We start from the raw sequence: 20,680 nt of genomic DNA, 5'->3' as shown, positions 1-20,680 counted from the left end.
TACCATGATTGCACTGCTGCGGGGAGACGTTGTTCAGACCGGGGACCGGTGGGTGGTAATCGATGTCCATGGCGTCGGATACCTGGTACAGGTAACCCAGCCGGCCCTCGTTGTACTCGTGCGCTCACGCGAGAACGTAACCCTGTTTACGCATATGGCGGTCCGGGAGGATGCCATCACGCTCTTCGGGTTCCTCCACCAGAGCGAACTGGAGATGTTCAGGATCCTTATCGGGGTCTCCGGTATCGGCCCGCAGACTGCCATGAACCTCCTCTCCCAGATTGGGATCGAGGAGTTTGCCATCGCGATCCTCGATGAGGATGAAAAAGCCCTGACCCGGATCTCCGGAATCGGGGCCAAGAGCGCCAAACGGCTGATCCTTGAACTCCGGGACAAGATGAAGAGCGTGAACAAGGTGCTTGCCGCAAGCGGGACCGGTCGGGGCAGTCCTGCAGCCAACGATGCAATCAGTGCACTCATATCGCTTGGTTTTGCCGAGAAGGAATCCCGCGATGCCGTCATGGATGCATCTCCCGGTGCGAAATCCGCATCGGTACAGGATCTCATCAAGGCTGCACTCGCCAGACTTAAGGATCGGTAGGCCCCATGGCAGAACGGATCATTTCCCCGGATCAGGTCCCGGATGAAGGCGACGATCTGACGATCCGCCCGGCACGGCTTGAGGAGTTTGTCGGGCAGGTTCAGGTCAAGGATGCGCTGAAGATCGCAATCGAAGCGGCACAAAAACGCGGCGAACCCCTGGATCACATCCTCTTCTCCGGTCCCCCGGGGCTCGGCAAGACCACACTCGCGCATATCATCGCCCGTGAGATGGGGGCCGTTATCCGGGCAACGACCGGTCCCGTCCTGGAGAAACCCGGCGATATCGCCGCACTTCTGACCCCGTTAAAACGCGGGGATATCCTGTTTATCGATGAGATCCACCGGATCAATCCTGTTGTCGAGGAAGTACTGTATCCCGCAATGGAGGACTTTTTCATTGATGTGATGATCGGGGAAGGTCCGAGCGCCCGGTCGATAAAACTCAATCTCGAGCATTTCACGCTCATCGGGGCCACGACCAAGCAGGGCCTTCTCGGAGCACCATTCCGGGACCGTTTCGGCATCATCTCGCGGCTCGATCTCTATTCCCCGGAAGACCTTGTCAGGATCGTGACCCGGAGCGCGTTGATCCTGAAGATCCCGATAACTCCTGATGGGGCTGAAGAGATTGCCCGGCGGAGCCGGGGCACACCCCGGATTGTCAACCGGCTGCTCCGGCGGGTCAGGGATTATGCAACCGTGAAAGGTGATGGTACCATCACCCGGGAGATCACGACAAACGCCCTCCGGATGATGCAGATCGATGAACTCGGCCTGGACGAACTGGACCGGCGCATCATAGCGGTCATTGCAAATGATTTCGATGGCGGTCCGGTAGGGGTGAAAACTATTGCCATATCCGTGGGTGAAGAGGTCCGGACCATCGAGGATGTGTACGAGCCGTTCCTGATCCAGATCGGTTTTGTCAAGCGCACCCCGCAGGGGCGGGAAGTAACTCCGGCCGCCAAAAAACACCTCAGGAATCCGCAGAGAACCCTGATTTAAAAGGAGGATTAGTCCTTGTTATCCTGTACAAGGCGGATAAGGTTTTCCCGGCCTTTTCTCACTTTCTGGATGATTCCCTTCTCATGGAGAGATTTCAGGGCGGAACTTACGGTGGACTTTGGGAGACCAAGAGCTTTTACAATCCCGGACTGGTAGTGCTCCCCGCCGTTTGCAGCGAGGAGGTTTGTGATCTTCTCTTCAAGACTGAACAGGTCTGCATCCGAAAGGACGGCGACGGATGACTCTTCAGGCTCATCGGAATCATCCGGGCCCGGCAATTTGCTCCTTCTCCGGTATATCACACACGCCGCAATGGCAATGATCCCGATGACCGGAAGGAAGACTATAATGAATAAGGGAAATGCCGGTTTCGTCAGGCTGACCTGGGGCTGTCCCGGCCCGAATGCCCTGAGCCCGTGCCAGATCAGACCGTTGTTTGTCTGATCCGGCGCCGGCTCAGCGGATGCAACCGTGTATCCGCCCGGGTAACGGATGATGAGGGTATTGTCTTTTGCAAGATACATGCCGCCGACAAATGCATCGCCGGCAGAGAGTCCGCCATCTGATCTTGCAAAGTTAGTCCAGGCAAACGTGTAGGTGACAAGTCCGAATTTTCCGGTGGGGGATGTCTGGACAACCGCGTTACCCGTAAAGTTGTTCACCTCCATCTGTCGCGAGGTTCCGAGTGCGGCCTGTGCGGCCGAATGCTGCATCAGATCCCTGAGTTCGGGAAGGTAGATGGTATTGAGATCCCTGGCGTACTCTGAAAAACTGTCCAGATCCTCATCGGTGGTAAGTGGTGTGCGGTACTCCACGTTCCAAAGTGCGGTGCCGTCTTCCCGTAAGGTGATTGTATACCTGGTGGAGTACTCCGGGACTGATGCTGCCGAGACTGCCGGAAGAATGCAGAGGAGGATAATAATCACTCCAACAAACATCCTGCTTCGCGTCTGGCTTGTCATGGGGCACCTTTCTGTTATCAGTATCATGGCTGCGATAAAAAATATTTAACCGGGATTCTGGTACCCGGAATCTCTGGCAGGCAGGCTTCCCTGCTTACCGGTTCTTTACCTTCAGGTCTTTGTCTCCACCCTGTCCGTTGGGTTTTGCAATGTCCCGGGTAGTTCCGGTATTTGCGCCACCATTGTTGCCATTGGCATTACCATTCTGGTCATTCCCGGGACTCCCCGTATTGCCGCTCCCGCTGCCGGTATTCCTGTCGGCATTATCGTCATTGGTATTACTGTTCTGACTGTTGCCGGTGTTGTCCCTGGTGTTTCCCTGCCCGTTCTGCAATGTCTTTTCCTTGTTGGACTGTTGCTGACTGCCATCGGTCTGGTTTATGGTCAGTGGTACACCCTTGTTCTGGCTGCGCCCGGGATTACTGGCATTAATTGTCTGGCTCATGCCCGGGTCCGGCCGTGAACTATTTTCCGCCAGCCCCTCGTCGTGGATACGGAGTTCGTCCTGCGAAAGGGTCCGGTTCTGCGGAGAGTCTGGGTTTCCCTTACGGATGAGGGTCGTGTTATCCGGGCCGAACATCTGCCTGTTTCTGGTTTCCGTTCTCTGCTCCAGTTTGTTCTCAAATTTCTGTTCCAGTACAAGGCTGTTATTGTAAGCCCGGCTGAGTCCCGGGTTATCCGGATGTGCATTCAGGAGGTCCATCAGGACTCCCTGGTGCTTCAGGATCATTTCCCGCGCGTGTTCCAGACCCTGATCATCTGCCCCGGGTTTTGTCCCGGTCCCGTTTGGTGCATACTGCCCAAGTACGTTTTCGGTCTGGTTGAGTTTTTGCCGGTATAATTCAAGAGCCCTGTCTGCGGCGTCTGTCTTGTTCTCTGCCAGCTCGAATTTCAGTTCAGCGAGCCGGTTATCGGCATGAGCGACCTGCTTTTCCAGCCGTTCGCTCTCATTAACCGTGAAAGATTCGTCAAGATTCTCAAATGCTATCTTGATCCCGTACAGGGAATGATCCGGGCCGATAGTTCCGCGAAACGGGGTTATGGTATCAATTGCCGGTGCTGTCTGGCTGTCCGTCTGGTTTACCGATGCAGCCGCAGTAATTCCTATACTGCTGATCAAGGTAAGGGCCACCAGGCCAAATGCGAGAATACTCCTTGTTTTCATCATGTAATTCTCCATGCTATTCGTGATTTGGCATTCTGCCGCTTATCCCACGTTTGGACCCGGGTGCATTAATGGTCGCGAATGTCTTTGCGAAAATCCGATTGTCCTGAGCGTTCTGAATGGCTTAAAATCGTTCATGATAGTACAGATTTTTAATCGGGGCCGGATTTGAGCAAAAAAAATTCCGGGAAAAATGCGGAGAGATTGATGTCTCACGGATAAAAAAAGCTGTGACCGCGCGAATAACCAACTCAAGATCCCTGGCAGTACAGGTACAGATCCTCCATCGAGGATTGGATCCCGTCATTTCAGGTTTTTCAGAAACCCTATGACTTCAGTAATATCCGGCACCGAATGGACCGGGTAGATCCTGATAAAGACGATTTTCTGGTTCTTATCCACGATAATATTTGCCCGTTCTGAGAACCCGTTCTCGTCCCGGAAGATCCCGTACTTCTGCGCAACTGCCCCGTGTGGCCAGAAATCGCAGAGGAGCCGGGTGTGAGTGATGCCGAGAGTCTTTGCCCATTCCTTTTTGCAGGGTTTTGAGTCCACGCTGATCCCTACCGGCACACAGTCAAAAGAGGTGAGTATTTCCCGGTTAGTCTCAAGCGACTGCATCTGTGCTGCACAAAACTCTGTCCATGCCAGCGGATGGAAGGATAAGAGCACATTTGAGCTCGCGTGTTCATAGAGATCGAACGTCTGGTCGTTCTGGTCCTTGAGCGAAAAATTCCTGGCCGTATCGCCCGGCTGCACCATTTCGTTGACTGTCATCGGTTCACCATCACACGTGTTCTTATCGCGTGAAGGCATCATCCTTTGGGTCGGGGAAACTCGACAACGGACGGATCCATTCCTTGAGTCGTTACCATTTTGAAAAAAGAGAGATTATCCCTGTTTTCTCATGCCGATGATAAACGGCAGGAGGAGTACAAGCGCAATGATCCCCAGGAACTGCAGGAACATGTACAGGAGCTCTTCTTGCCCTTTTGAATAAAACCGCAGGTCGAATGAGTAGGATTTGTTCCACGAGATTGTTGTTGAGTTATCTGTCAGCCGGGTAACGTTGGCTCCCGAACTGATCCCGGCGAGCAGCGGGTTCCGGACATCAAATTCAGCAGGAACTGAAACATTGACCAGGTATGGCTTGGTGAATGTTGCCTGGAGATTGTTATTCTTTAAGGGTGCAATGTAGGTGACGGTATAATTTCCCTTGGGAAAGGTGATTGCCGGTACCTGGCCCCATGGCCTGGACCAGTTGTAACTGCAGGGCGAACAGTTCCCGGATAAATTTACATTTCCTACGGTAACCGGCACATTCTCGCCCATGAAACCGGTCTCCGCAAACTCGTAGCGGGAAACTTCTGCAATATCTACTGATGCCCGGTAGGCAGTGCCGTTTGGAAAAATCTGGTAATCCGCCGATAACGCACCCACAGGCGGGATTGCGATCAGCAGGATTACAAGTGAAGTGCAGAGAGCAGCGAAGGCAGATCTGCGTTGATCTCTGTTGGGGGTTCGCATTGTTTGATCACCGAGTCCGGATCTTTTAACAGGTGGCCGGTCACGACACAGACGATCTTCTCGTTCCGGTCGATCATGCCACTTTCAACAAGCTTGCGTATTCCTGCAACCGATGCTGCGGAAGCGGGTTCAACACCGATGCCCTCCATGCGGGCGAGATCCCGCTGCATACGGAGGATCTCTTCATCGGTCACCGATTCCGCAAGCCCGCCGGTCTTCCTGATTGCGACGAGCGCTTTCTCCGCATTGACCGGTGCCCCGATCCTGATTGCAGTTGCTATGGTCTCGGGATTCTCATCAGGAATTACTTCCGGGAGATTCTCACGGATTGCACGTACGACCGGGCTGGAACCTGCTGCCTGGATCCCGGTCATCATGGGGAGGCGGTCCATAAACCCAAGCTCCTGCAATTCGAGGAATCCCTTGTAAACTGCTGAAATATTCCCGGCATTGCCGACCGGGAGGACAAACCGGTCCGGAATCTCGCCAAGCTGGTCAAGTGCCTCAAACCCTATGGTTTTCTGGCCTTCAAGCCGGTAAGGGTTGATGGAGTTGAGGAGGTAGAGGCCGTGGGAGAGACAGAGATCGTGAACCATCTCGAGAGCGCGGTCGAAATTGCCCCGGATGGAGATGACTTTTGCCCCGTGCATCAGGGCCTGGGCTACTTTGCCGACCGCCACTTTCCCTGCCGGCAGCAGGACTACGGCGGGGATACCGGCCTTTGCCGCGTACACCGCCAGGCTTGCGGAGGTATTGCCGGTACTTGCGCAGGCAACGCTCTTTTTCCCGAGCTGGATGGCCATCGAGACCCCGACGGTCATGCCCCGATCCTTGAATGAACCCGAGGGGTTCATTCCCTCGTGTTTTGCATACAGGTGGGGAAGTCCCAGTTCATCCCCAATGCGCTTGAGGTGATAGAGGGGTGTGCCACCCTCCTGGAGCGTGACTGGATCGATCTTCACCGGGAGCAGTTCCCGGTATCGCCAGACCGAAAGCGGGCGGCTGTTCCATGTTGCCTTTGAAACAGAGATCTCGTCAAGCGGGTACTTCACGGCGAGAAGGTGACCGCATTTTTTACAGTTATAGAGAATCTCATCAGCGGGATATGTCGCACCACAATTAACGCATGCGAGATGATACATGCAATCTTATTGGCGGGCCAGATACATATAGGCGTGCGGTTTTTGGGATTACAAGACGGTCCGTTTCAGGTCGGATGTATGTCCTGTTATTCTGGCTTTACCAGTGTGGGGTAGAGAGCGCCCCGCCGGTCCCGTTCAACGGGAAACGATTCCCGGGCCATCCGGACTTCAGAAATCCTGAGATCCGAGAAGAGGAGTTGTTCGGCATTGTTTGCTTTTGCAATGATGGTTCCATGCGGATCGATTGTCATGGATGAGCCGGAATAGGTGTCTATGGGGGTCGTACCGGTTGCGTTCACCCCGATCGTATACATCTGGTTTTCAGAGGCCCTGGCTGTTAGGAAAAGTTCCCAGTGCCGGATCCGCTTCTCCGGCCAGGCCGCCGGAACAAAAACTGCCTGCACGCCATGCTGTGCGTAGATGCGAAAGAGTTCGGGAAAGCGGAGATCGTAACAGATGGCGATCCCGCAGGTCAGGGGGCCGAGAGGAAAAATGCCCAGCTCTGACCCGGGAGAGAATGCCCGGTCTTCCCCGGCTGGTGAGAAGAGGTGCATCTTGGCATACGTTGCCAGAATATCTCCTTCTCTGCCGATAACAATCGCGGTATTTTTTGGCCGGGGATCTGCGATCTCACGAAACGAGCCGAGGATAGCTATTGAATTTTTCCGCGCGGCTTTTTGGAGAGCGGAGACAATGTAGCCGAAAAGGGTGTCGGTATTTTTATCCGATTTTGGATCCCACCCGGTGGCAAATTGTTCCGGAAAGCAGATAAGCGATGCACCGGACTGTGCTGCATGGCGGATGAAAAGACCTGCCTTTTCGAGGGTCTTTTCCGGTTCTTCGAAGAAACCGCTGATCTGGGCACTGCATACCCTGACTACCGCATCGTCGATAGCAACCTCGCTATTTGGGATCGGATTTTTTCTGGGTATCATAATAGGTGATGATTGCGGCACTCATGACGATCAGAATTGCGGTTGTCAGGAGGAGAAAAGGGGCCTGCGGTACAGGCATTCCGAGAAGCATTGCTGCAATAATGATACCGGCAACAGTGATACTGCTCCCGATAAGAACCAGTCCGACCGATGTAAGATCCCAGTCTCCCATGTTATCCTCCGCCAAGCAGGGGAAATGCCGTTCTGATACCGGTGATGACGAACTGCACGGCAATAGCGATGAGCAGCATGCCCATCAGCCGGTTGATTGCCCGGTATTCCCTCTGCCCGAACCTTTTCATGATATAATCTGAATGCCTCATCATATAATACGTGATCCCGATGGAGAGTGCTATGGACAGGAAAAGGATGGCGATGGCAAGCAGGGAGATGACGATTGCCTCGTTCATCATGACGATGGTTGTTGTGATTGCACCCGGCCCTGCGATCATGGGGATCGCGAGCGGCATGAGGGCAACGTCCTCGTTATCCCGAGACTCGTATTTTTCTGTTGCTGTCAGTTTTGTCCGGGACGTTTTGGCATAAACCATCTCCATGCCGATACCAAACAGGAGGATCCCTCCGGCAATCCGGAATGCCTCGAGGCTGATGCCGAATATCTGGAGGATCCAGGCCCCGAGTATTGCGACCGTGAGGAGAAGGAGCAGGGCAAAACGGCAGGCATCCCGGGCAATAATGTCGCGGGCCTCCCGCTCAAGGGACGTTGTCAGGGACGCGTAGAGAAGAGTTGCACCCAGCGGGTTGATGATAATGATGATTGATGAGATGGCAAGCAGCGTGAAACTCAGGACCTCTCCGGCCATGAAGGATAGGTGCGTTTTTGAAGGATGATAGAGATTATGGTCGGAATGAGAAAAGAAAAAGATCTAGTATTCGTATAACACGGATTCGTCAATCCGGGTATACGTTGAAAGTTCATTCTGTTTGAAATGGATTGCAATCTCGCGGGCTGCACTCTCGGGAGAGTCTGACGCGTGGATCACGTTCCGGCCGATGTCGATGCCGAAATCGCCCCGGATTGTGCCGGGTGCGGCTTCCTGCGGGTTTGTTGCACCTATCACCTTGCGGACAATTGCAACAACACCTCTGCCCTCCCAGACCATGAGGAAGACGGGCCCCCCCATGATGTATTGCTTGAGGGAGGGGAAGAACGGCTTTGACAGGTGTTCCTTGTACTGGTCTGTCACCCGTGGCTCCGGCAGCATCTCAAACCGTGCTGCCACGAGTTTGAGACCTTTTGCTTCAAGCCTTGAGACGATCTCACCCACAAGACCGCGCTGAACGCCGTCGGGCTTGATCATGACGAATGTGCGGTCCATGCGAGTGCTCACTCCTTACCCAGTGCTTTCCTGCCGGTGCTGGTCCACTGGACCCGCCGGGGAACTCTGCCGAGTTTGTAGTTGTTCTGGCACTTGGTGCTGCAGAAGTAAAAGATGGTGCCGTCTTTACGGATGTACATCTTGCCGGTTCCCGGCTCAAGCTGGACTCCGCAGAACGTGCAGACATGCTGTTCGACCATCCTGCTCACCGCCTCGACATCTTCTTTGCTTCGCGCTCGGTTTCAAGGAGCATGATAATGTCTCCTTCGCGGATCGGTCCCACCGTGTTGCGGGTGATGATCCGGCCCTTGTTGTTGCCATCGAGGATACGGCATTTTACCTGCATTGCCTCACCGTGCATGCCGGTGGAGCCGATAACCTCGATCACTTCGGCTGGCGTTGCATCGTCTGCCATGATACGATCCTCACGCCTTCAGCGCGGCAAGCTGCTTTGCAAGGTCTTCGATCGTTTCTTTTGCCTTGCCGGGTTTGACAATTGCAGCAGCGGCTGAGCCAACGTCAAGACCGCTGGCTGCGCCGATGTCGTTCTGCTTGTTGATGAAGATATAGGGAACCTTCTTCTCGTCGCAGAGCGGAGCAAGGTGCATCACGATCTCTTCGGGTTCCACATCAGCACCAATGACCACAAGTGCTGCAATGCCGCGCTCGATGGCTTTTGTTGCTTCGTTGGATCCTTTCTTGATCTTCCCGGTGTCACGTGCAACTTCAAGGGCCTCAAGCGCCTTGTTCTGGAGCTCTTCTGGAGCCTCTGTTTTAACGTAGCCTTTTGCCATAAATTCACCTCATTCAGGAGTTGATTGCTCCTTCATTACTCATCAGTATGCAATGATGTAGCCATATTATTACGACAGGTACGGAAATAAATGTTTGTGAACCGGGTACCTGCAACCGTCTGTCCGGTATATACGGAAGGGCAGATGGTGTGACTCACACGACAAGCCGGTAGATATCAGTGCCCTTTTCGGAATATACTTTCTCAAGCCCAGCCGTTGAGATATTCACGGTATACCGCTCGCGCTCCGGATCACCGACATAGAGGAGTGTTGCATTGTATTTTTTCATCAGAGAAACCGTCTCATCCGGCTTCTCGTAGATGGATCTGATATCCGCGAGTCTCGTGTTGAACCATCCGGTATCATCGCTCCTCCACATGAACTCGTGGAATGGCATGCCGATGATGGCGGGAATACCGGTAAACGAGGATACCCGCGAATAATACGTATAGTCCCCCCCCTCTGCTTCGACAATGCACTCGTTACCGGGAAGTGCCCGTAAGTATGCAATTGCCCCGGCATCCCCGGGATGGGAACTTTCCAGATATGCAATTCCGTCGAGGGTGCCCGTGCCGTAACCAAGGTTGAACGAGGCGGCAAAGGGAACAATAAACAGCAGGCAGATGACCGTGACTGTTACCACTGCTGTTGTCCGGGTTGCGATGACCGGGATCTTCCGCGACTCTTCAAGCCACCTCCCGGCCAAGGTGAAAGTCCCCATCCCAAGCATCAGCCATGCAGGAAGGTAACACTTGAATACCGTGTTCATGCGGAAGTATGTCTCGCCCATGTTATCCATGAGATAGAATAATTCGCAGAAGACCAGGATGGCAAGTCCCAGCATGGAGAGGATCTCGGGAAGATCCCAGGGTTTTCTGGCGATCAGGTACACCATGGGAATCGCAGCAATCCCCGCTGCCGTGTAGCCTGCAAGGATGAACGGGAGTATGACAATGAGCAGGTACGGGCGCCGGATAATGTCCCGGTACAAAAACGCGATAACGAGAGCGATAAAGAGCCCGTTTACCAGAAGAAATTCTGTTGGGATTGATGGGGTGCGAACGATTGCGATCATACCGGTGTGGGTTTGGAGCTGCACGTAGAAGGGCAGGTAACTCAGGATGGCGAGGGGAGGTACCGCGCAGAGATACCAGAGCGATCTTTTCCTGGACCATGAAGCCCGGTTTCTCCAGAGGATCAATGCGATGAACAACACGGTTATCGGGGCATAGATCAGGACATCCCAGGTATTGATCAGCGGCATGGAGCCAAGGCTGAGTGCAGCAAGGCCGGTCAGGATAATTTTCCCCCGGGTTTCCAGAGACTCCCATCGTTTGAAGGCATAGAGGAGCAGGAAGATCAGAAAAACCTGGTTGAATATTGAAACCACATGAGCGTGAACATCTCCCCAGATGAACGAGAAGAGGGGATATTCGTTGATCGTGTTGGTGATGGTACGGGTGCTGTCCCAGAGGACCGTGCCCATAGCTTTTCCCTGGGCGATCTGGTAGAAAAATGAAGGGTTCGGGAGGAAGAAGACAAGAAGCGGCAGCCAGCGGAACCGGCTCAGCAGGAGCGTTCCGATTGCATACACGTTCACGGCAGCTATGCCGAAAACCGTGGGGAGGGCGAGGTTGAAGGCGATAGTTGAAGGAACGCCGCTTACGATTGCAAGGCAGCCGAACATCCAGTAGCCAAGGTAATAATACACATTGAGTGTTCCCCCGGCAAACCACGGGTCAAGCGGAGGTACGACAGGTGTGTGTATAATGGATGCCAGGAATCCATGGTCCATGAATTTCTCTGCGTACGAGATCGTGGGGTTGACAAACCGCACATCCAGCATGAGGAAAAAGCAGATCAGGAACAGGGCTTCCCAGTGCCACTCGGCTTTCAGTTCGCTGATCCGGTAATTGCGCTTGTATATATTGTAACCAATGAGCACAAGGAACGGGATCAGGGCAATATGGATGGGAAGCCGTACAAGGCCGCAGTACCAGGAGATGATGGTAAAAACAAGGAGGGAGGCAGAGAATGAGACCGGGAATGCAAACTGCCCGAAGGTCTTCTTAAGGCCGGGATAGAATGCCAGCTGGAGAAGAGTGATGATGACCAGCCAGCTCATCACGGAAAGAACCTGGAGATCAGTGGTCAGGCTGTTTCCCTCCGCCGAATTTTGAATTGAAGGCTTCCTTGATACTGGGGATAACCCAGTCCCCAAGGGAATAAATTGAGATTATTCCTCCGGCCAGGGTGACAAGGTTCTTGATCAGGTGATCGATGACCGCTATCAGTGTCGCGATTGCCGGATCTACGCCATCAAGTCCGAATACGATCGCCATTGAAAGCTCGTATGTTCCAATACCCCCCGGAGTGATCGGGATTGCCTTTACTAAGTTTCCGATCACGATTGCAAGTACGATAACCGCAAAAGAGATCGTCTGCTGGAACATCAGCACAACCGCAACACAGACAAGGATATCGAGAAGCCAGATAAAAATCGAAGAACAGCCTAAAACGAGGATGGACTTCAAAGTAAGGGAGGCTTTCTTGATCTCATGGAGCATCGTGAGAATGATGGCAATATACTTGTTCTTTGAGGAAAATTTTCCGATAAACAGTAAAAAAACAAAAAAAACCATGCCGGCAATGAGTGGGATTAAAATGAGCAGGAGGTATTCCGAAGGTACGTTGAGAACAAAGAATATGGAGATTAATCCGAGGAGTGCAATAGTGAAGATATCAAAAACCCGTTCCACCACGAGAGATGATACACCTTCCGAGTAACTGGTGTTATACTCGTGCTTAAGGATAAAGACCCGGACAAAATCACCCAGTCGTGCAGGTACTACCAGGTTGACGGTCTGACTGACAAAAATGCAGGCTGTGGCAAACCGGACACTCACATCGTAACTGAGGCTCTTGAGAATGGCATGATACCGCCATCCCCGGAGCCACCAGGCCGCGAGGCAGATCAACATGGCGATAAGCAGGTATTCCGGTTTGATATGCTGGATTGCTGTCAGAAGCTCGTCCCGGACGCTATAGAGCATGTAAACGATGATGCCGACTGCGATGACCGTTGGGATGACGATAGCGCTAATCTTTCGATACATGGATCTGCCACCATAACCGCAGGATCGCGGATCCCATCTCAAATACGTCTTTCATCCTGACGGTTGTCCCTTTTCCCGCTCTCCAGTGAACAGGGAATTCCCTGACCCGGAATCCCATGCGCTGTCCGCGGACAAGGATCTCCGTGTCCCAGAACCAGTGGTTTGAGCGGATGGTCGGGAGGACCGGAAGAATGCGTTCTTTATTGAAGGCTTTAAACCCGCACTGGTGATCGAAGACCTTACTCCCGAGAATTGTTCTGACCAGCAGGTTGTACGAGCGGCTTGCGATCTCGCGCCCCCCGGTCCTGACGATATCACTGTCGGGGAGCAGCCGAGACCCGGTTGCAATATCGTATCCTCCTCGGATCGCCCCGACAAGTTCTTCCAGATGCTGCATGTCGGTTGCGAGGTCTACGTCGTAGTAGCAGACAATGGATCCGTTCGCTTCACGAATTGCCCGGTTGAGCGCTTTTCCCCTCCCCTGCCGTTCATCGCGATGGAGCAGACGGACCCGTGGATCCCGTTTCTCGTAATCCCGCACAAACTCCGTACTTCCGTCAGTACTGCCATCTTCTGCAACAATAATCTCAAAATCCGGCGTAATTTTCGCGAGGGTTTCAAGGGATCTCGGGATAGCCGCCCCAAGTGAGTGATGATCATTATATACGGGAATGATGGCCGTTACTTCAGGCTTACTCATGGGAATTCCGCTTTTTTATGCACGCTGCGATGTCGAGGCCGGCACGTATGGATCCCTCCATGCTCCGTTCCGGGTAGTTTGTTTTTGAAAACATCCCTGCCATGTAGAGTCCGCTCTGTTCATATGCGGGGATCAGCGATCCATACCCTGTTGTATAGACGGGACCGGCCCATGGGTCTACTGCCATCCTGTGCCAGTGGATTTCCTGCGTCTTGACTCCGAACCGGTTACAGAAGTCTGCCATCATCCGCTCATCGAGTTGCGGCGGAACTATGCCGGAGAAATAGGACGCAAGGTATACAATATGTTCACCGTACCTTTCCAATGGAATAAAATTCGTGTGGGAGACCACAGCTCCGTACGGGGCAGAGTCCTTCATATTCAGCCAGTATATTCCTTTGGTCACTTCGCGGTCCATTGCGAGTGTCATGCAGGCTGCACCTTGGTATGGGATCTGGGGAAGGGCCGGGCCCCCCATATGTGCCAGTTCCTGAGGGGGAATTGTTGAGATCACGGCATCGTATCGTGCACCATTTATCGTCCAACTGTTTTCCGTGTGCGAAAGGGCTGAGGCCGGCGTCTGTTTGAGCACCTTGCCCCCCTTTGCCTCAATGGAGGATTCAAGGGCCGCAACGATCTGGTGGAACCCCCCGTTAAGGTACCCCAGTCGCTCTCCTGCCGCACCGCGATTCGACCGGATTGCGATACGGCTCATCAGCCAGGCAGCAGATACCTCTTTTCTCCGGTCCCCGAATTTGCTTTTCAGGAGCGGTTCGAAGAAGGACGTGTAGATATTCCAGCCGAGGTTTTCTATGATATACTGGTCTGCCGGAACCTGGTCAAGGGCTTTGAGATCGGCTTTTTTTGCAGTCAGGGTCAGCCAGGCTAAGCGGGCTTTATCCGTAATGGAAAGCTCGGGATACTTCAGAATCTGGACGGGAGTGTTCAGGGGGTAGATGGTGTTTCGGGCAAAATAGCCGGTTGTCCCGTTCACCCACTCGAGTTTACCTGAGAGGTTCAATTCTCCCAGAAGGGAGAACAGGGCAGTATCTCCGGAAAAACAGTGATGGTAATACCGCTCGATCCAGTATTTCTCCATATTGTACGAAGAAAGACATCCTCCAAGATAGGGCAGTTTCTCGTAAAGGTCCACCTCGTGTTCCTGAACAAGTGCGTGGGCTGCGATAAGCCCGGTCAATCCCCCACCGATGATACCAATCTTCATGTAAGTGATCTATAGTATTTTCGTGGCGAAATGAAAAAGGCTCCGCAAAGAGTCCAGATGCGTTTCCATGTCCTCGAAGGTGGTATAAGAAAGTTTTTACACTGTCGAAATAAAAGGTCATAATAAATGGTCATATCAGCAAAAGGACTTAAAAGAAATAAAAATAAAGTAATTAACTGTTAGCCTATTGGATGGTGTAACCGGATGCGGGTATTTTTCATAGGGTTTGGCCAGGCTGGCGGCAAAATTGTCGATATGTTCATCGAGCAGGATAGAAAGCTCGGAACCAACAGTTTTAGAGGAATTGCCGTCAATACCGCAAGAACGGATCTGATGGGGCTCAAGAATATCGAGATGAAGGATAGGATTCTCATTGGCCAGACCATGGTGAAAGGTCATGGTGTAGGCACCGACAACGTTACCGGTGCCCGGGTCACTGCCGATGAAATTGACAGCATTATCAGTGCTATCGACATGAGAGGCACTCATGATGTTGATGCGTTTGTCATTGTGGCAGGTCTTGGCGGTGGAACAGGATCCGGCGGATCACCGGTTCTTGCCCGTCATCTTAAGAGAATTTATCGCGAACCCGTATACGCCATCGGCATTATTCCTGCTCCTGAAGAAGGACGGCTCTATTCCTATAATGCCGCCCGCAGCCTGACAACCCTTGTGAACGAAGCGGACAACACGTTTATTTTCGATAATAGTGCCTGGAAAAATGAAGGCGAGAGCGTCAAGACCGCATTTCAGCGCCTTAACAATGAGGTTGTGAGGCGTTTTGCGGTCCTCTTCCGTGCCGGGGAAGTGAACAAGGGCATGGCCGTTGGTGAGATGGTGGTAGACTCCAGTGAGATCATCAACACGCTGCGGGGGGGAGGCATCACCTCTGTGGGGTATGCGGTCAGCGAAGTCATCAGTAAGCGGACAAAACAACAGCGTGGGCTATTGGGCGGTCTGAAAGACAAGTTTGGCGGTAAAAAAGAGGCAAACGAAGAAGCACTGATGGGGGAGGACCGGTCTGCCAAGATTGTTGCCCTTGTGCGCAGGGCAATGCTCGGGCGACTGACCCTTCCCTGTGATTATTCTACCGCTGAACGCGCCCTGGTTCTCCTTGCCGGGCCCCCCGAAGAGATGGATCGCAAGGGTGTTGAGAAGGCAAAAAGCTGGGTCGAGGAGAATATTGCCGGTGTTGAAGTCCGTGGCGGAGATTATCCGGTAAACAGCGAATATATTGCAGCGGTTGTTATGCTTGCGACGGTAGGAAATGCCCCGCGAATCAAAGAACTCCTTGATATCGCCAAAGAAACAAAGGAAGATGTTATTAAGTCAAAAGAGAAAAAATCCAGTATGTTTGAAGAGGGTATCGACCCCCTTTTCGAGTGAGGATGATGATGAAGGGATTCAATAAATGGATATTAATTACGGTCGCATTTTTATTGTGTATTCAGGCTGTTACGGCATTCACGGTATCTTCGATAACGGTTGACCCGGCGGGATCTCTGACCCCCGGTACGGCGGTTACCGTATCATATAAAGTTGATCTCCAATCGACTGGCAGCACCACATTTTCTTCTTCAAATGATCTGCAAATGACAACAGATCTTGAAAAACCGCAGTGGACATATACCATCCTTCTTGACGGTATTGAAAATCCACGGCAGCCAACCGGTGGGCGTACACTCACGATCACTGGTTTTGAGTTGTCCTACAAATCCGGTGTTGAAGAGTCGATCCGTGTCACTCTTCAGGGAACTGTACCCGCCGTTACTAAAACCTCTGAAAAAACAATTGTGAAAATCGGGGAATACGACAGTGGAAATTCCCTGATTACAAGTACTATGCGGGAACAGAAAGCAACGATCATCAACACCGCTGAAGTGGCGACTGCTATATCCGCTCGCTCCAACGACCTGCAGACCTTCCGCTCACATATCGATGAAAAATCTGCCCTTGGTATCGATACCTCAGCTGCTGAGTCCAAGTATAATGATGCCAAGTCAAAAATTGACGCAGCTCGTGCCCTGACATCCAGCCAGTATGAGACTGCCCAGAGTTACATTACTGCCGCTCAGACCTCCATCACGGATGGAGAAAAAGCCCTTAACAAAGCGTGGGCTGAATATGACGTGGCAAATGCCCAGACTCCCATTAATAATGTGGATGTGGTAATCGCCTGGTTCAAAGGAAACCAGAGCACGGCAAATGACGCCGGCCTCCCAACTATCATCACGAAGCGCGAAGTCGCTGTCAGTTATATCTCAACTGCGAATGATGAAATAGCCAGTGGAAACTATGATCAGGCCCGGACAAAGGCTCAGGAAGCATTTGATAAGGGTAATGAATCCTACACGGATGCGCTTACTCTCCAGAAAAAGCTCAGTTCGGGATGGAGTTTCTCTTTCCCCAAGATTGACGGCTTGGTTTTCATAATCGCAGGGATTATTGTCGTTGTTCTGGTGGTTGTGGGAGTAATAATTTACCGGAAACGTTCACGCTGGGACGAACTCGGATAAATATTTCATCTCCCCCCTGTTTTCTATATTTAAGGTAATTCTGTTTTTCAATATCTGCTCATCATCCCGGAGATTACTGTTCATGTGATAACACCGATAACATGCCCAGAAAATGGCGATAAATGAGGATTCACGATCCATTCTTTTTTACTGCGTATCCATGGGTCTGATCGTGGTCTTCGAGCGTTTTTCCTGATATGCGAACCATCTGCAGATTGTGATGATCCTCGGGATATGCCAGGGAACTGATAAAAAAACATTTTGCGAATCAGCCCTTCAATAGACTGAAGAGTTATTCACTTCAGGTATAAAGTCACCCTTGGGTTAAGCCTGTTGCAAAAGAGACCGAGTAGTTAGCAAAAAAATTAGACTGTTTTCCTTTGGGTAAAGACATCGATATTGATGCTCCCCATTTTCCCGTCCCGGTGCAGGTAGTAATCGATCAGCCGGTTCTGATTATCATAAACGGAGAACCAGTAACTCAGTTTGTAAGTTACTTTGTCGTACCCTTTTAGCGAGGGATAACTCTCGGTATCATGAAGAATAATGACATCCGGGTCATTCTGCGTAAGGGTATCTTCATCCGTCAGATTTCCATAAAACGAGATTTTACTCCACCGATCTCCCCGGTAATACCAAGGAAGCGGCCAGTAATCCTTGGATGCGACCACGACGTGATCCGATGCATCAATGAGCTGCATTACCATATGCATGTCTTCAGAATTCTGGACCTGGACAATTGGCTCGTTGATATCTACCGGGACGAATGCCACATGCCAGGTCATCACGACAAGGAATATACATCCTACAATGGCAACTGCGGTTTTCTGCCAGTTCAGTTTGTATACTGCCACAAAGCACATGGGGAGGAGCTGGTGGATGAGCAGCCAGGGAACTTTCTCTCCTACATACGCGTAAAATGCCATAGATAGGAGCATCCAGTAGATACAGAATCTGAAAAATTCGTCAGATTTGGAATATCCCGCCTGCTTTTCTTTCAACTGACGAAGCGCGGTTCCTGCCAGCTGGGCAACCGTAAGTCTGCTGTCCCGGAGGAGGATCCAGTTTTTCAGCCGCATCAGCGGAGGTGACGGGTGAATACCGGTAACCATGAACAGGATGACACCAATGACTGCAAGAATAAATATTGGCAATTCATACAGCAGGAAGAGCGGGACGTAGAAGAACCATGGACCTCCCAGGCGCTGCTGGTTATGCATAGCGGTCCAGTGTTTTATTGCCTCCAGCCAGCCGCTTTGGAGTGTTTCTAAGTGCACACCAAAACCTGAGTACAGGATTGCCATTATGGCGATAAGGGTGAATAGGCACAGAATAAGGTCGCGTTTCCATCTGGGTGGCAGGATAAATTTCCCTCTCCAGATTGCATACAGGAAAAAGGATGCAAAGATGAGAAGAATCACTGGCATCTCTTCTTTACATGCAAGGCCTCCTGCTGCTGCTATTGCTGCGATAACCGCAAACCGTGTCTGCCCTCGCTCGAAATAATAAAGCAGGGCAACCAGGAGGAGGAGGGTGAAAAAAAGCATGAATATATCATGGCGAAGAAACCGGGAAAAATACACCATGTCCGGGGAAAGGGCAAGGAAGATCGCCGCAACGAGTGTCTGGTTCTTGTTGATATACCCAAGCCTGTAGATGCAATAGACCAGAGGGATGAGCAGGGTGCCAAAGAGCGCCGGCAGGAGCCGTGCTACCAGATCGGAGTCCCCGAATACCGAGAACATCCCGGCTGTTATATAATACAGGAACGGGCCATGGTAACTTGGATCATACATCCATGTGCCCTTGGTCAGGAGCTCATACGAGAACCATGAGTGGATTGCCTCATCGTGATGGAAGAGTTTGAGATCGAGGTTCCAGAATCGTACTACAATGGTAACGAGAAGGATCAGGAAAAAAATTCTTTCAAAAGTAAATAATTGTTTAATTTTTGAAGAAAAAATAGCGGCCTGCTGCACGCCGCACCTTCAACTCTCGAGAACAATTTCAATGCCGATATCTTTTGGCACCTGAATACGCATCAGTTGGCGGAGAGCACGCTCATCGGCATCAATGTCGATGAGGCGCTTGTGGACCCGCAGCTGCCAGCGGTCCCACGTTGCAGTTCCCTCTCCATCTGGACTCTTGCGGATTGGTACGACCAGACGTTTGGTCGGAAGCGGTATCGGGCCGGCCAGATTAACACCTGTGCGCTCTGCGATCTCACGGATTCTATCACAGACCATCTCTACTTTGTTGAAATCAGTCCCTGTCAGGCGAATTCTGGCTTTTTGCATGGTAACACCAAAAAATTATAGCATCTGTTTTGGCTGAACTGCGATACACATGCCGGCGGCAATCGTTGAACCCATATCGCGGACGGCAAATCTGCCGAGCTGCGGGAGCTCCTTGACGTTTTCGATGACCATCGGTTTTGTCGGCTTGATGACGACGATGGCTGCATCTCCTGACTTAAGGAAGGTTGGGTTCTCTTCCTTGGTCTGGCCCGATCTGGGGTCGAGTTTCTTCTTGAGCTCGACGAACGTGCATGCAGTCTGGGTTGTGTGGCAGTGGAAGACCGGCGTGTACCCGACGGTCAGTGCACTTGGGTGCTGGAGCACAACGATCTGTGCGGTGAATTCATCTGCAACAGTTGGTGGTGCTTCTGCCGGGCCCATAACATCGCCACGGCGGATATCGCCTTTGCCGATACCACGGACGTTGAAACCAACGTTGTCACCAGGAACTGCCTGGGGGATTTCCTCGTGGTGCATCTCAATTGACTTGATTTCCCCTGCCTTGTTAGCGGGCATGAAGGATACCTTCATTCCCTTCTTCACAATACCGGTTTCAACACGGCCGACTGGCACAGTGCCGATACCGCTGATGCTGTAAACATCCTGAATTGGCAGGCGCATGGGCTTGTCAGTTGGTTTCGCCGGCTCCTTGAAGGTGTCGAGTGCCGCGATGAGTGGCTGGCCTTTGTACCAGGGGGTCTCGGGGCTGTTAACCTTGATGTTGACTCCCTGAAGGGAGCTGATGGGGATGAAGGGAGTCTCTTCCGGCTTGTACCCAACCATCTTGATGAGGTCGGAGAGATCCTTCTTGACTTCGTTGAACCGCTTCTCATCATACTTGACTGCGTCCATCTTGTTGATGGCAATGATGATCTGGGTGATGCCAAGAGTCCTTGCAAGGAATACGTGCTCCTTGGTCTGCTCCATCGGGCCGTCGGGAGCCGCAACAACGAGGATCGCGGCATCCGCCTGGGATGCACCGGTGATCATGTTCTTGACGAAGTCTCTGTGTCCTGGACAGTCTACGACCGTGAAGTAGAACTTGGCGGTATCGAACCGCTTGTGAGCGATATCGATGGTGATACCTCTCTCACGCTCTTCCTTGAGGTTATCCATAACCCATGCAAATTCGAACGTTGCCTTTCCCTTGGACTCTGCTTCCTTGCGGTAGCCTTCAATGATGTGGGCCGGCACAGCGCCGGTCTCGAACATCATCCGTCCGACGGTAGTTGACTTTCCGTGGTCGATGTGGCCGATTACGGCCAGATTCATGTGGGGCTTGTCAGATGCTGCCATTTTATGTAATCCTCCAAATAAGACTGTCCGCTTACAGTCAATTTATGCGAGTATTAC

The 20,680-nt window shown here is 52.1% G+C and carries 23 protein-coding genes; 4 read left to right on the top strand and 19 right to left on the bottom strand.

The genetic code is table 11. The annotated features are described in order from the left end of the window. The first annotated feature begins 4 nt into the window (after positions 1-4). Positions 5-601 carry a Holliday junction branch migration protein RuvA gene (ruvA, locus tag WC598_RS07475; RefSeq protein ID WP_372960855.1) on the top strand — a complete coding sequence of 199 codons (597 nt, stop codon included), beginning with the start codon at positions 5-7 and terminating at the stop codon, positions 599-601. 5 nt (positions 602-606) lie between these two features. Continuing rightward, the gene (ruvB, locus tag WC598_RS07470) at positions 607-1,608 is read left to right on the top strand and encodes a Holliday junction branch migration DNA helicase RuvB (protein WP_372960854.1); all 1,002 of its coding nucleotides are present in this window, start codon (positions 607-609) and stop codon (positions 1,606-1,608) included. An 8-nt stretch (positions 1,609-1,616) separates the two neighbouring features. On the opposite strand, the gene WC598_RS07465 is transcribed toward ruvB, so the two are convergent. The 16 genes from WC598_RS07465 to WC598_RS07390 form a co-directional block, all read right to left on the bottom strand. After that, positions 1,617-2,570, bottom strand: a complete 954-nt coding sequence (locus tag WC598_RS07465; protein WP_372960853.1) for a helix-turn-helix transcriptional regulator — start codon at positions 2,568-2,570, stop codon at positions 1,617-1,619. A 94-nt stretch (positions 2,571-2,664) separates the two neighbouring features. Further along, positions 2,665-3,738: a DUF5667 domain-containing protein gene (locus WC598_RS07460; protein WP_372960852.1), complete on the bottom strand. Its 1,074-nt coding sequence runs from the start codon at positions 3,736-3,738 to the stop codon at positions 2,665-2,667. A 300-nt stretch (positions 3,739-4,038) separates the two neighbouring features. Continuing rightward, positions 4,039-4,512 (bottom strand): redoxin domain-containing protein, encoded by a 474-nt coding sequence (locus WC598_RS07455; RefSeq protein ID WP_372960851.1) that lies wholly within the window; start codon positions 4,510-4,512, stop codon positions 4,039-4,041. 114 nt (positions 4,513-4,626) lie between these two features. Then, positions 4,627-5,175, bottom strand: a complete 549-nt coding sequence (locus tag WC598_RS07450; RefSeq protein ID WP_372960850.1) for a DUF5803 family protein — start codon at positions 5,173-5,175, stop codon at positions 4,627-4,629. Between the two features lie 23 nt (positions 5,176-5,198). Continuing rightward, positions 5,199-6,404: a threonine synthase gene (gene thrC, locus WC598_RS07445; protein WP_372960849.1), complete on the bottom strand. Its 1,206-nt coding sequence runs from the start codon at positions 6,402-6,404 to the stop codon at positions 5,199-5,201. A gap of 86 nt (positions 6,405-6,490) precedes the next feature. Continuing rightward, positions 6,491-7,339: a nitrilase-related carbon-nitrogen hydrolase gene (locus WC598_RS07440; RefSeq protein WP_372960848.1), complete on the bottom strand. Its 849-nt coding sequence runs from the start codon at positions 7,337-7,339 to the stop codon at positions 6,491-6,493. Further along, a complete protein-coding gene (locus tag WC598_RS07435; RefSeq protein ID WP_372960847.1) occupies positions 7,308-7,511 on the bottom strand; it encodes a hypothetical protein in 204 nt (67 codons plus the stop codon). Before WC598_RS07435 ends, WC598_RS07440 begins: the two co-directional genes overlap by 32 nt. A 1-nt stretch (position 7,512) precedes the next feature. Next, positions 7,513-8,163 (bottom strand): MarC family protein, encoded by a 651-nt coding sequence (locus WC598_RS07430; protein ID WP_372960846.1) that lies wholly within the window; start codon positions 8,161-8,163, stop codon positions 7,513-7,515. 63 nt (positions 8,164-8,226) lie between these two features. Further along, positions 8,227-8,679 carry a nucleoside-diphosphate kinase gene (ndk, locus tag WC598_RS07425; protein ID WP_372960845.1) on the bottom strand — a complete coding sequence of 151 codons (453 nt, stop codon included), beginning with the start codon at positions 8,677-8,679 and terminating at the stop codon, positions 8,227-8,229. An 8-nt stretch (positions 8,680-8,687) separates the two neighbouring features. Next, a complete protein-coding gene (locus WC598_RS07420; protein ID WP_372960844.1) occupies positions 8,688-8,879 on the bottom strand; it encodes a 50S ribosomal protein L24e in 192 nt (63 codons plus the stop codon). A 5-nt stretch (positions 8,880-8,884) separates the two neighbouring features. Then, a complete protein-coding gene (locus tag WC598_RS07415; RefSeq protein WP_372960843.1) occupies positions 8,885-9,094 on the bottom strand; it encodes a 30S ribosomal protein S28e in 210 nt (69 codons plus the stop codon). A 10-nt stretch (positions 9,095-9,104) separates the two neighbouring features. Beyond that, positions 9,105-9,473 (bottom strand): 50S ribosomal protein L7Ae, encoded by a 369-nt coding sequence (gene rpl7ae, locus WC598_RS07410; protein ID WP_372960842.1) that lies wholly within the window; start codon positions 9,471-9,473, stop codon positions 9,105-9,107. Positions 9,474-9,627: 154 nt separating this feature from the next. Then, positions 9,628-11,598, bottom strand: a complete 1,971-nt coding sequence (locus WC598_RS07405; RefSeq protein ID WP_372960841.1) for a DUF2298 domain-containing protein — start codon at positions 11,596-11,598, stop codon at positions 9,628-9,630. Positions 11,599-11,617: 19 nt separating this feature from the next. Continuing rightward, complete coding sequence (locus WC598_RS07400) at positions 11,618-12,589, bottom strand: lysylphosphatidylglycerol synthase transmembrane domain-containing protein (RefSeq protein ID WP_372960840.1); 972 nt, start codon at positions 12,587-12,589, stop codon at positions 11,618-11,620. Beyond that, positions 12,573-13,289 (bottom strand): dolichyl-phosphate beta-glucosyltransferase, encoded by a 717-nt coding sequence (locus WC598_RS07395; protein ID WP_372960839.1) that lies wholly within the window; start codon positions 13,287-13,289, stop codon positions 12,573-12,575. Before WC598_RS07395 ends, WC598_RS07400 begins: the two co-directional genes overlap by 17 nt. Further along, positions 13,282-14,514 carry an NAD(P)/FAD-dependent oxidoreductase gene (locus WC598_RS07390; RefSeq protein WP_372960838.1) on the bottom strand — a complete coding sequence of 411 codons (1,233 nt, stop codon included), beginning with the start codon at positions 14,512-14,514 and terminating at the stop codon, positions 13,282-13,284. The genes WC598_RS07395 and WC598_RS07390 overlap by 8 nt, the downstream gene beginning before the upstream one ends. Positions 14,515-14,718: 204 nt before the next feature. Here WC598_RS07390 and WC598_RS07385 point away from each other — a divergent pair, with 204 nt between their 5' ends. After that, on the top strand, positions 14,719-15,900 hold the full coding sequence (locus WC598_RS07385; RefSeq protein ID WP_372960837.1) for a tubulin/FtsZ family protein: 1,182 nt from the start codon (positions 14,719-14,721) through the stop codon (positions 15,898-15,900). A 206-nt stretch (positions 15,901-16,106) separates the two neighbouring features. Next, complete coding sequence (locus tag WC598_RS07380; protein ID WP_372960836.1) at positions 16,107-17,030, top strand: hypothetical protein; 924 nt, start codon at positions 16,107-16,109, stop codon at positions 17,028-17,030. 365 nt (positions 17,031-17,395) lie between these two features. Here WC598_RS07380 and WC598_RS07375 read toward each other — a convergent pair whose 3' ends face one another. The 3 genes from WC598_RS07375 to tuf are packed head-to-tail and all read right to left on the bottom strand — an operon-like array spanning position 17,396 to position 20,623. Beyond that, complete coding sequence (locus WC598_RS07375; RefSeq protein ID WP_372960835.1) at positions 17,396-19,009, bottom strand: flippase activity-associated protein Agl23; 1,614 nt, start codon at positions 19,007-19,009, stop codon at positions 17,396-17,398. Between the two features lie 9 nt (positions 19,010-19,018). After that, positions 19,019-19,327 (bottom strand): 30S ribosomal protein S10, encoded by a 309-nt coding sequence (gene rpsJ / locus WC598_RS07370; RefSeq protein WP_320162706.1) that lies wholly within the window; start codon positions 19,325-19,327, stop codon positions 19,019-19,021. A 15-nt stretch (positions 19,328-19,342) separates the two neighbouring features. Beyond that, a complete protein-coding gene (tuf, locus tag WC598_RS07365; RefSeq protein ID WP_372960834.1) occupies positions 19,343-20,623 on the bottom strand; it encodes a translation elongation factor EF-1 subunit alpha in 1,281 nt (426 codons plus the stop codon). Positions 20,624-20,680 lie beyond the last annotated feature (57 nt).

Origin of the sequence: Methanoregula sp. (assembly GCF_041645475.1) — an archaeon.
Taxonomy (GTDB): Archaea; Halobacteriota; Methanomicrobia; order Methanomicrobiales; family Methanospirillaceae; genus Methanoregula.
Note: the sequence above shows the minus strand (reverse complement) of the source record. Positions and strands in the feature narration are given on the sequence as shown.